Here is a 10,430-nt window from a genome sequence, read left to right as displayed (position 1 = left end):
TTTTCTGTTCGGCAGAAAAATTGGCCATAAAAAACACCCCATAAATGTTAGTTGGTGTCTAACATTTACGGGGCAGTTCAAGTTTGCCTACAGTCTGTAACCACGAAGATGGACTCGTGATTTCAGTTTGGCAACAAGATGGTGTTAGGAGTCCGAATAGTGAGATGAAGGTCATAAAATCACGCGAACGGTCGAATATAGTACTCCGGTCTTAATAGTTTTATACTCTAATCCTTATTGGATTGAAGAAATTTGCGACAATCCTGCCGAATAACTGGCTAGCCGAGACCCCACAGAGGCTTGCGTCGAGGAGGCCTGTCAGACAGTGGGCGGAAAGGGAGCGGATTTCTGAAATCGACTGGAAGTTTTTAAATAAAACACTGCAGTCGAACTCGCTTTTCTTCGAATTTGTCTATGTTTGAAACCAGCTTACGGGCTGGTTTTTTTATGTCGATCCGGCAAGTGCTTTAGTAAGATAAGTATGATAAAATTTAACGGAATCGAATTTAACCGGATCATAGGAGCAGATAAGAATGAAAACAACCGAAGTGTACATATTGGGCGGCTTTCTCGGCAGCGGGAAAACGACGCTTCTTCGAAATATTTTAAAACAGGAAAGTGAAGCGGGTAGAAAAGTGGCCGTGCTGTTAAATGAGCTCGGCAGTGTATCGGTTGACAGCGGACTCATTGGTGATGGAGTGCCTCTTAAGGAGCTGTTTGACGGGTGCATTTGCTGCACAATTCAAGATAAACTGGAGGTTCAGCTCCATGAATTGCTAACGGAAAATGAACTGGATGCGGTTTATATTGAAACGACGGGCGCAGCTCATCCAGTTGAAGTATTGGATGGCATCATGTCGCCGATCTTCGCCAAAAGGCTGGAGTATAAAGGGATTATCACTGTCGTCGATTTATTAAGGTGGCGCGATCGGGAGGAACTGTCTCCACAGCTTCGGCAGTTGCTTGCCGAGCAAATCCACCATGCCGATTTCATATTATTGAATAAAGTGGATTTGGTAAGTGAGATGGATGCCGCACAGCTGATATATACGATACAGGCGCTGAATCCGGATGCTGTATGTTTATTGACGGAGTATGCAGCCGTATCCTTGGCATCATTGCAGCAAATGCAAAGAAACCGGCATAATGGCCATCAAAAGCTTGATGTACATGACCATTTGCATTTAACTGCAGTCGTTCATACATTCGAAGGTGCCGTGGCACAAACCGACTTTGAAGAGTGGCTTAGGGCTCTGCCGGAAACGGTCTATCGGATGAAAGGATACATTTCCTTTACACATTCACAATACCCCCATTTATTCCAATACTCATACGGAATGCCAATGTATATGAATGAAATGATGAAAATGCCATTGAATATCGTCATGATCGGGGAAAAGTTGGATAAGGAAATGTTGATCGGTCAGTTGAAAGCTTTGGAATTGAAAGCTGCCCGATAAAAGTTTACCGCCCATTAAAGAAGGGAAACATAAAAAGGAGACATTCTTATCAAGGAGGCGGTTTTAGTGCCATGGAATAAGGACGATTACCCAAACTCGATGAAGAATCTAGATAAAGATGTAAGGGAAAAGGCGATAGAAATCGCCAATGCATTATTGGATGAAGGATATGAGGATGGAAAAGCCATTCCAATCGCCATAGACCGAGCTAAGATGTCGGTAGGAAAAGATTGAAAAAATGGTCAGACCCACAAATGGGTCTGACCATTTTTATTGTTGCATTCCAAAGGCGGCAAATGTCTTTTCGTCTTCTATCAATCCGCAAGCAGCACATTGAACCCGAACTTCAGGACCATTATAGGCTAGATGGAATGGCTGAAGGGCTTCGTTCGAATATTGTTCAATGATCTCACCTGACTGCGGATCCTTTTTAATGGGGGTCGCTACTTGCTGAATGAGATTGAAGCGAGATTTATTTGTCCGGCAATTCGGGCAGCGGTATACTTGAGACATTGTACTCACTCCTTTTTTGAATTTTTAAAAGCATAATCGTATTATTAAGCTAGTCTTTACAAACTTGAACATTAATATGTATAAATTAGTAATGGATGGAAGGGATAATATGAAAGAAAATGTCAGGCAAGAAGAATTACTGATGGCTTATTTAAGCATATGGAACAATCGTAAGGTGACCGATGGAGGTGGAAGGGAAGTGTTGGCGGAACTCATCCGCCGTGAGCTTTTGGATGAAAATGCCCATCCCCGTGCCCGAAAATCAGTATTGGAGAAATTTTACCTCTGTATTAAACGCGTGATGGAATCATCGCTTTCAGAAGAAATGAAAAATGCGATCGTCATGGCCTATATCACTGAATTGGAAAGATTATAATTCCGGGTGTGTTACGGATGCTTGTTAGCAAATATTCTTTTCAGCTTCATACTTTTTTCACAAATCATTGTTAAAATCTTTAAAAAATGGCTCTTTTCGTTAAGATTGTTGTTTTTAAAACGAAACGATTTAAGGTTGATTGGAGCGCAAGTGCGAGACTCCAGCGGGAGCAGCGGGACAGGTGAGACCATAGGCGTTTACGCCGAGGAGGCTCACCGCCCGCCCCGCGGAAAGCGAGCATCTGGAGGGGAAATCAACCACACCGCTTTCCTTGGTAAATAGCAACAAAGTATGCGAAAACAGCCTAAAAAATAGATATTTAATGAATAAGGAGCTTAGAATATGAAGTGGGGCATTGGGTTTTTTCTTGCCATCGTACTGCTTACTGGGTGTAATAGCGGTAATGCATATACTAAAATCAATAAAAATGAATCTTTCCTGGCGACTGTCAATATCAAGGATACCTCACTGACTTTCATAGATGAAAACTATCATCCATTTGCAAAATGGGATATTTCAGAACCATTTACCGGAGCCCTGCTCCTGGCAGACAAAGATACTATCCTGCTTTATGGAAAAGAGATGGAGAAAGTCCAAGTGTACTCTTTATCAGCAGGAAAATTGATAAACAGTTGGGAAATTGGCAAAGGGATCGTTAATATGCAGTTATTACGTGATGGAAAAAGCATCGTGGCAGTCAACCAATCGAATCAATCCATTTATTTTTTAAATACAGATGGAGAGAAACAGGATATTGTCAAGGTTGGTAAAAGCCCCCTGACCGTTCTTCAAGGAGTGCAAGAGAATCGTTTGTATGTTATTAATTTTGGTGATACCAAATGTTCTGTGATAAACCTTGAAACGAAAAAGGTCGATTTTGAATTTCCTGTACATAGTTCCAGCACAGGCACATTGTTAAGGGAAGAAAAGGATGAAATATGGATCGGAGGACACGGTGATGGGGACAAAGTGGAAGAAGATCTATATATTTATTCGGCAAAAACGGGAGAGTTGAAGAATAAGCTGAAGGCTCCAACCATGCCGATAAAGTTCCTTGAGAATGCTGAAGGCATATTTGTCCTTAGTCATGGTACAAGCTCTTTATATAAATTGAATGATCAATATGAAGTAGTGAAAAGCAAAGTGGTCGGCGTTAACCCATTTGAAATGTCGAACTTCAACGAAGATGTGATCGTGGCGGGTTATGATAGTGATGAAGTGTATGTAATGGATGCTGAAACAGTCGATGTTAAAAAAACGATCAAAGTCGGCGAAGGTCCGTTCCAATTGATGTTGAGGGAGTAGATGACATGCATGTTTACACCATTTTAGTCGTGGATGATGAGGAGGATATGCGAAATCTAGTTGAAATGTATTTGCTGAACTCAGGTTATCGATGCCTTCAAGCTGCGAATGGAAAAGAAGCTATTAGTATGGTTGAAACAGAGGAAGTGGATTTAATCCTATTGGATATCATGATGCCAGGTATGGATGGTTTCTCCGTTTGTGAAGAAATCCGAGAAAATTGGGAAATCCCTGTGATATTTGTCAGTGCGAAAGGTGAAGAATGGGATAAGGTGAAAGGGCTGAAGCTTGGCGGCGACGATTATATCGTCAAACCGTTCAATCCAGGAGAATTGGTCGCAAGGGTCGAAGCTGTATTGCGAAGGACAGGGAAATTATCATTGAATGAAGAGAGTCAAAACCATGTCCGGTTCGGTAAAATTAGCTTGAACTTACAATCCAGAACGGTTTTGGTCGAAGGTAAGCCAATCAATTTAACATTGAAGGAATTCGAATTGCTGTTGTTCCTCATGCGTCATAAAAGCCAGGCACTCAGTCGTGAACAACTGCTTGAAAATGTATGGAGCGGGGAGTATGGAGGATCTTTACGTACAGTGGATACCCATATCAAAACGTTACGAATGAAATTACGAGCTGCCGATTACATTCAAACCGTCTGGGGAATCGGTTATAAGATAGAGGAAAAGAAATGATCAATAAATGGCGGACCCTCTCTTTTAAATTATGGCTCACCATCATCACCGCCATCATCCTATCCGTGCTGTTCGCTTATTCACTTTCTCAATATTATTATAAAAATCTATATGTGGAGAAGCTTAAAACGGATTTAGTCAATGAAGCGTCATTGCTAGGGGCAGATTACTCCGGCGGTGAAATCAGCGAAGATTTCAAGGAAAAAGTTGAATGGTTTAACAGTAAGAATGACAGCGAGATCTTTGTCGTCAACAATCCCAGGGAATTGAGTGCCTGTCTGCCTTTTGAAATCAATTATGACACCCTTATTTCTGAAGAAGAACGGCAAATGCTTTTAGATGGAAAAGCAGTTGAAAAAGAGGGATATGAGAAAAGGTTTGAAAAGAACATCGTAGCGGCGATCATACCACTGATTGACGAAAATCGGCTCGAAGGTATCATCTATACATATATTCCTGTAGATTCCATTACGGTCTTACTTAAGGAATTTGCCGCAAAATGGTTGGCGGCAGTTCTATTATTTTTGATTGTCGCGATTTTGTTTACTACGAAATGGTTGAAAAAGCTAGTCAGTCCGATTAAGGAAATCGAGACTGCAGCCCATCGTGTCTCAGAGGGGAATTATGACATACAGGTCGAGGTAAGGAGTCAGGATGAAATAGGGAAACTGGCAATGGCCTTTAATGATATGGCCAATTCCATCCAAATGGAAGAAGAAAGAAAAAAGGAATTTCTAGAAAATGTTGCACATGAACTCAGAACCCCGCTTAGTTACGTAAAGGGCTACACGCAGGCTATATTGGATGGTGTCGTGAAAAATGATGAAGAGCAACGGAAATACCTTCAACTCATTTCAAGGGAGGCTCTTAGGCTGCAGCGGCTTGTCGGAGATCTGATGGACTTATCAAAAATGGAAAGTGATCCATTCTTGTTAAATAAAACCCCAATTGCCTATGCGCAATTCATTGAAGATGTACTAGTGAAATATGAACCGATAATAAAAGAAAAGCATTTGGGCTTGCAGCTAGATCTGGATCCAGACCCGATTATTTTGGGGGATGAAGGAAGGATGGAACAGATCCTGCATAACATTATTGATAATGCTATTCAGTACACGGATTCCGGAGGGGCGATCCATATTGCCCTAATTCAGCATAAAGATGATTGCGAACTGCTGGTTACTGATACGGGTAACGGGATTCCGGAAGCCGATCTGCCATATATCATGAATCGTTTTTACCGAGTGAACAAAGCACGCAGCCGTTTTGATGGCGGGTCAGGGCTTGGACTGTCCATTGTCAAAAAATTGGTGGAATTACAAAATGGTAAAATCGAAATAGAAAGCAAGGAAAAAAGGGGAACAATAGTCAGGGTCATCCTACCGATTATAAAAGAAGAATGGAATTCATAAAAAGGGGATACGTTCAAAAATGAAAAAAATCATGTTATTTTGCATGGCGTTAATTTTTTTGGCTGGATGCAGCAAGGAAGAGGAAATTCCGAAACTGTTAAATGTCGATTTAGCTGTCGATCCAATTCAGGGTAAAGTGAATGAGCCTGTGAAATTTCAGGCAAAAGTAACATATGGGGACGAAGCCGTGACAGATGCGGATGATGTCAGTTTTGAAATTTGGCTTGCGAATAGCGAAAATCATGAAAAAATCGCAGTGAAACATAAAGGGAACGGCATATATGAATTGGAACAGAATTTTGATGAAGAAGGAACCTACTATGTATATGCCCATGTAACGGCAAGGGATATGCACAACATGCCAAAGAAAGAATTCGTAATAGGAAAACCAAGCACTCCTGAACAAAATGGCGAAAAAAAGGAAATGGACGAGATGAATGATGAAGAAATGAAATGAAGAATGTACGATCGAAATCAAGACAATTCGGGTTTAAAACCGGATTGTTTTTTTTGTTTGGAAAAATGTTCAAGACAATAGGGGGAAATGACGAAATGTCGAAGTTAAACCGAAAAATTTGTAACATAAAAGTAAAGAAAGTCATAAAAAGCAGGCAGGAAAGGATATGTCAAATAAAATTTATTAGTATTCAATGGAAATGGTTCTATGTAACTACCATTGACAAGAAATAAATGGGAAAATATGAGTATTTATACTACTAGCAGAAACATAGATAGTTAAAGCGTTTTTGCAAGAGTTCTCTGAAACTTGAATCATAAATATATTTTCATTCCCTTCCTGTGAATTTGTTGGAAATTGATGGAGCCTTTATTACAAAAAACGCATGTTATGATGATTCCAGAAGCAAAGCACAACAAAAAATGAACATCACAGGAGGAATTACGAATGAAAAAGAAAATGTTTATGTCAGCAGCAGCGGCTGCAGCTATTATATTCACAGGAGTAGGAGCTAACCAAGCTGAAGCAGCCAACTGTGATACTGTGAAACAAGTAACTTTTAAATCTACTAATAAAGAGGATATGCAAAAAGCCCTTAACCAATACCTAGCTAAATACAATATCACTTTACCTGCAGCGCAGGCACAACAAATGCCAGCTCAAACGCCAGTTCAAACGCCAGTTCAAACGCCAGCTCAAAAACCAGTTCAGCAAGAAGCTGGAACAACGAACCAAGCAAAACCTGAAGCAAAACCAGTTACACCTAATAAATCAACTGATGAAAAACAAGAGACAAGCTCTGAATTAAGTGCCTTTGAACAACAAGTTGTTAAATTAACAAATGCAGAACGTGAAAAACAAGGTTTGGCAGCTCTTAAAATCGACACTGAGTTGAGCAAAGTTGCACGTATTAAGTCTCAAGACATGAAAGATAAAAACTACTTTGATCACAATAGCCCTACTTACGGCTCACCATTCGATATGATGAAACAATTCGGAATTAGCTATACAACAGCTGGCGAAAACATCGCACAAGGCCAACAAACACCTGAAGAAGTTGTACAAGCTTGGATGAATAGCCAAGGACACCGTGAAAACATCATGAACCCTAGCTTTACTCATATCGGGGTAGGTTATGTAGAATCTGGTAACTACTGGACTCAACAATTCATCGGAAAATAATAGATTAATAGAAAAGAGCATCCCATTGACATGGGGTGCTCTTTTTTTTGCGGGAATGGATCATTCCATTCCATGAAATAAAATACATCGAAATCTAAAAAAGGGTGGGACCAAGAAAATAACAGGAACCGCACTTTATTATCAGCGAGGCCCTGGTGTGTAGCAGCTTATATCTCGGATACATCGATTTCTGAATACTGGGTATTGAAACTTTTCTGAAGACGTATTTCCAATGTTGATTCTTTATATTGGGCCGATGCCCCTTTTTTCTTAACAAGTGCGGGGAGTGTAATGACATGCCGATCCGACTCTTCAGGAACTCCCTCGATGATGGATTGGTTAGATGTATGGTAAAGTTTCATTTTTTTTAGCCAAGATTCATCTTCTATGGGAATTCTTACAAAGACATATAAGTGGGTTTCAAATACTTCTGCATGTAAAGGAAGTTCAGATCTGGCATTTACTTGTGAGCCGCCATTTACTTGTGAGCTGCCATCATTTTGGTTCATCATACCTTGCATATTGTCAGGGATGACTTGTGAAAATACTTTTTCGATGAACGATTGTACATCACTTTGCTGCATATTTTTCATGAATTCCTTCTGGTTCGAGTTATTCTTAAAAGAAAAAAGTGAATTCCAGGGAAACATAATGGATTCCTCTCTCCTGCTTTTGGTCTGACAGGTTTATTTGTTATATTTTATGCAGTTAAAGCCCATAGGTTCTTTTTTATAATTACTAAATTATCGAAAATGGAATAAACTTATGTATAATTAAGTAAAATCCATTAGATAAAGAGGGTAAAGCCTGTGGATGACAAAGTAGCTTTTATTACTGGTGGAGCAACGGGAATCGGCAAAAGGATGGCACTTTCACTCGCGGGTAATGGAATGTCCATTATCATTACTTATCGAAAAAGTAAAAAGGCAGCTTTAGCATTAGTGGATGAATTACAGGAAAGGTACCATGTTAAGGCAATTGCGATTCAAGGTGACTCGTCGAGTGAGGAGGATTGCCTGAATATTTTGCAAAAGATTTCGGAGTCATTTGGCCATGTTGATATTTTCATTCATAATGCAGGGCCATATATGCATGACCGTAAGCCCATGACTGAATATGGCAGTGATGAATGGAAATACATCATGGATGGAAATTTAAATGGTTTTTTCTATTTTGCGAAAGAGCTTATTCCACAAATGCGCAGTAGAAACTGGGGTAGAGTCATTACATTGGGGTTTGAACGGTGTGAAACTGCACCAGGTTGGATCTATCGTTCTGTTTTTGCTGCTGCCAAGAGCGGCTTGACCTCCTTGACAAGAACTTTAGCTGCCGAAGAAGCTACACATGGCATCACCGTGAATATGGTCTGTCCCGGTGATATCGTAGGTGACTGGAAAGAGGAGGAAATTAGGGTCGCGAGAGAAGAAAAGGATGATACGGTTCCAGTCGGCAGACCGGGAACAGGGGAAGATATAGCGAGGGTCATCACGTTCCTTTGTGATGAAAAATCAGATTTCATTACCGGCAGCATCATACCGGTAACAGGCGGTAAGGATGTTCTTGGGAAAATATATAAAGCCTAGTGGTTTAGGAGTTTAATTCAGAATGAAAAAGGGTGGGGCCGGAATTATCCAGCTCCACCTTTTTTTACGTCATTTTTTTATATTTGACTTGCTGTATGAACCGTAGGCGAGCTGCCAAGCCTATAGCTCCGAGAGCCAAGCCGGAAATTAAGCCGATCCAGTACCCAAAGGCTCCCATATCCGTATACTTTGCAAAGAAATAGCCAATGGGAAGTCCGAGAATCCAGTAGGAGACAAGTGACATCGCAAATGTGACATTTACATCTTTATATCCACGCAAAATACCCTGAATAGGTGCCTGCAGGGCATCCGATATCTGAAAGAAGATGGCATATATCAAGAAATGTGAAGTCAGCATCATTACCTCATGGTCTTTGGTGTATAAAGCGGCCACAGGTTCGCGGAAGAGGAATAGGATGGTCGACAAAACGAGCGACATCGTCAATGCCATCGAAATGCCAATCCAGCTATACTCTTTGGCGTCTTTATAACGGGCTGCTCCAATTTCAAATCCAATGACGATCGTCAATGCCATGGATATACTTAGCGGGATCATATAAAGCAGTGACGCAAAATTCATGGCGATCTGATGCGATGCAATTGTCACGGTGTCATACTTACTCATTAAAAGGGTGACGGCCGAGAAAATGCTGGTTTCAAAAAAGATTGCCAGTCCAATGGGTACCCCGATCAATAATAAGGCCTTCCATTCTTTCCAGGAAACCCGGAAAAATTCACTGAAAACATCATATGTCGAAAATGGGTTGATTTTTATCACAACAAGGATGGCCACAAGGGCAATTAACCAATACGTAATGGCAGTGGCGTAACCGGAACCGACACCGCCAAGTTCAGGGAATCCAAACTTCCCGTATATTAACAGGTAATTAAAAAGGACGTTTACCGGGAGTGCACATAAGGTGATGATCATGGAAATCCTAGTCTGTCCCAGAGCATCGATGAAAGCTCTCAACGCATTATAAACGAATAAAGGAAGGATGCCGAGTGAAAGGGCGATCAAGTAATCATGGGCCACCATATGAACACCATCTTCAAGGTCCATGGCACTCAATATGGGGTTCAAAGAAAACGCCCCAATGACTAAAATGATCAAGGCTAAAGTTACAGCTAAATAAATGGCCTGCATCACGGAATAGGAAACGGATTTAGACTGCCTGGAACCTACCAGCTGCGAAACCACTGGCGTCAAGGCAATCAATATCCCGCTCAGCCCCGTGTACACTGGTGTCCATAGCGAACTGCCGATGGAGACGCCAGCAACGTCCTGGGTGCTATATTGTCCCGACATCATCACATCAAAAAAAGTCATGGCATACATGCTGATTTGGGTGATCAGGATAGGTATCAATATATAAAATAACAAGCGGATCTTTTGGGATTTAGTATAAGTCTGATTCATCAAAGTACCTCAATATCAATATTTGGAATT

General features: G+C 40.9%; 11 protein-coding genes and 1 pseudogene. 9 read left to right on the top strand and 3 right to left on the bottom strand.

The window, feature by feature from the left end:
- The first annotated feature begins 533 nt into the window (after window positions 1–533).
- Entirely contained in the window at window positions 534–1,460 is a 927-nt protein-coding gene (locus ACFRAK_RS23195; RefSeq protein WP_387708594.1) for a CobW family GTP-binding protein, read from the top strand.
- Window positions 1,461–1,526: 66 nt separating this feature from the next.
- Window positions 1,527–1,673, top strand: a pseudogene (locus ACFRAK_RS23190) (DUF2188 domain-containing protein); the annotation flags it as partial.
- Between the two features lie 57 nt (window positions 1,674–1,730).
- On the opposite strand, the gene ACFRAK_RS23185 reads toward ACFRAK_RS23190, so the two are convergent.
- Complete coding sequence (locus ACFRAK_RS23185) at window positions 1,731–1,973, bottom strand: DNA alkylation repair protein (protein ID WP_387708596.1); 243 nt, start codon at window positions 1,971–1,973, stop codon at window positions 1,731–1,733.
- Between the two features lie 109 nt (window positions 1,974–2,082).
- Here ACFRAK_RS23185 and ACFRAK_RS23180 point away from each other — a divergent pair, with 109 nt between their 5' ends.
- The 6 genes from ACFRAK_RS23180 (at window position 2,083) to ACFRAK_RS23155 (ending at window position 7,397) form a co-directional block, all read left to right on the top strand.
- Window positions 2,083–2,349 carry a hypothetical protein gene (locus ACFRAK_RS23180; RefSeq protein WP_387708598.1) on the top strand — a complete coding sequence of 89 codons (267 nt, stop codon included), beginning with the start codon at window positions 2,083–2,085 and terminating at the stop codon, window positions 2,347–2,349.
- Window positions 2,350–2,691: 342 nt separating this feature from the next.
- Window positions 2,692–3,654, top strand: a complete 963-nt coding sequence (locus tag ACFRAK_RS23175) for a YncE family protein (RefSeq protein ID WP_394572574.1) — start codon at window positions 2,692–2,694, stop codon at window positions 3,652–3,654.
- 5 nt (window positions 3,655–3,659) lie between these two features.
- Window positions 3,660–4,346 (top strand): response regulator transcription factor, encoded by a 687-nt coding sequence (locus ACFRAK_RS23170; RefSeq protein ID WP_098369359.1) that lies wholly within the window; start codon window positions 3,660–3,662, stop codon window positions 4,344–4,346.
- The gene (locus ACFRAK_RS23165; protein WP_387604220.1) at window positions 4,343–5,758 is read left to right on the top strand and encodes a sensor histidine kinase; all 1,416 of its coding nucleotides are present in this window, start codon (window positions 4,343–4,345) and stop codon (window positions 5,756–5,758) included. The genes ACFRAK_RS23170 and ACFRAK_RS23165 overlap by 4 nt, the downstream gene beginning before the upstream one ends.
- Before the next feature lie 19 nt (window positions 5,759–5,777).
- Window positions 5,778–6,215, top strand: a complete 438-nt coding sequence (locus ACFRAK_RS23160) for a FixH family protein (RefSeq protein ID WP_387604222.1) — start codon at window positions 5,778–5,780, stop codon at window positions 6,213–6,215.
- Between the two features lie 447 nt (window positions 6,216–6,662).
- Window positions 6,663–7,397, top strand: coding sequence for a CAP domain-containing protein (locus tag ACFRAK_RS23155; RefSeq protein ID WP_394572573.1), 735 nt, complete (start codon window positions 6,663–6,665; stop codon window positions 7,395–7,397).
- Between the two features lie 167 nt (window positions 7,398–7,564).
- Here the strand turns inward: ACFRAK_RS23155 and ACFRAK_RS23150 are convergent, their stop codons facing one another.
- Complete coding sequence (locus tag ACFRAK_RS23150) at window positions 7,565–7,990, bottom strand: Hsp20/alpha crystallin family protein (RefSeq protein ID WP_387604225.1); 426 nt, start codon at window positions 7,988–7,990, stop codon at window positions 7,565–7,567.
- A 216-nt stretch (window positions 7,991–8,206) separates the two neighbouring features.
- Here ACFRAK_RS23150 and ACFRAK_RS23145 point away from each other — a divergent pair, with 216 nt between their 5' ends.
- Window positions 8,207–8,980, top strand: coding sequence for an SDR family oxidoreductase (locus ACFRAK_RS23145; protein WP_394572572.1), 774 nt, complete (start codon window positions 8,207–8,209; stop codon window positions 8,978–8,980).
- 64 nt (window positions 8,981–9,044) lie between these two features.
- On the opposite strand, the gene ACFRAK_RS23140 is transcribed toward ACFRAK_RS23145, so the two are convergent.
- A complete protein-coding gene (locus ACFRAK_RS23140) occupies window positions 9,045–10,400 on the bottom strand; it encodes an MATE family efflux transporter (RefSeq protein ID WP_260286374.1) in 1,356 nt (451 codons plus the stop codon).
- Window positions 10,401–10,430 lie beyond the last annotated feature (30 nt).

It is taken from the genome of Peribacillus sp. NPDC056705 (assembly GCF_043656335.1).
The sequence above is the reverse complement of the archived record's forward strand: the minus strand, read 5'-3'. Positions and strand labels throughout refer to the sequence as shown.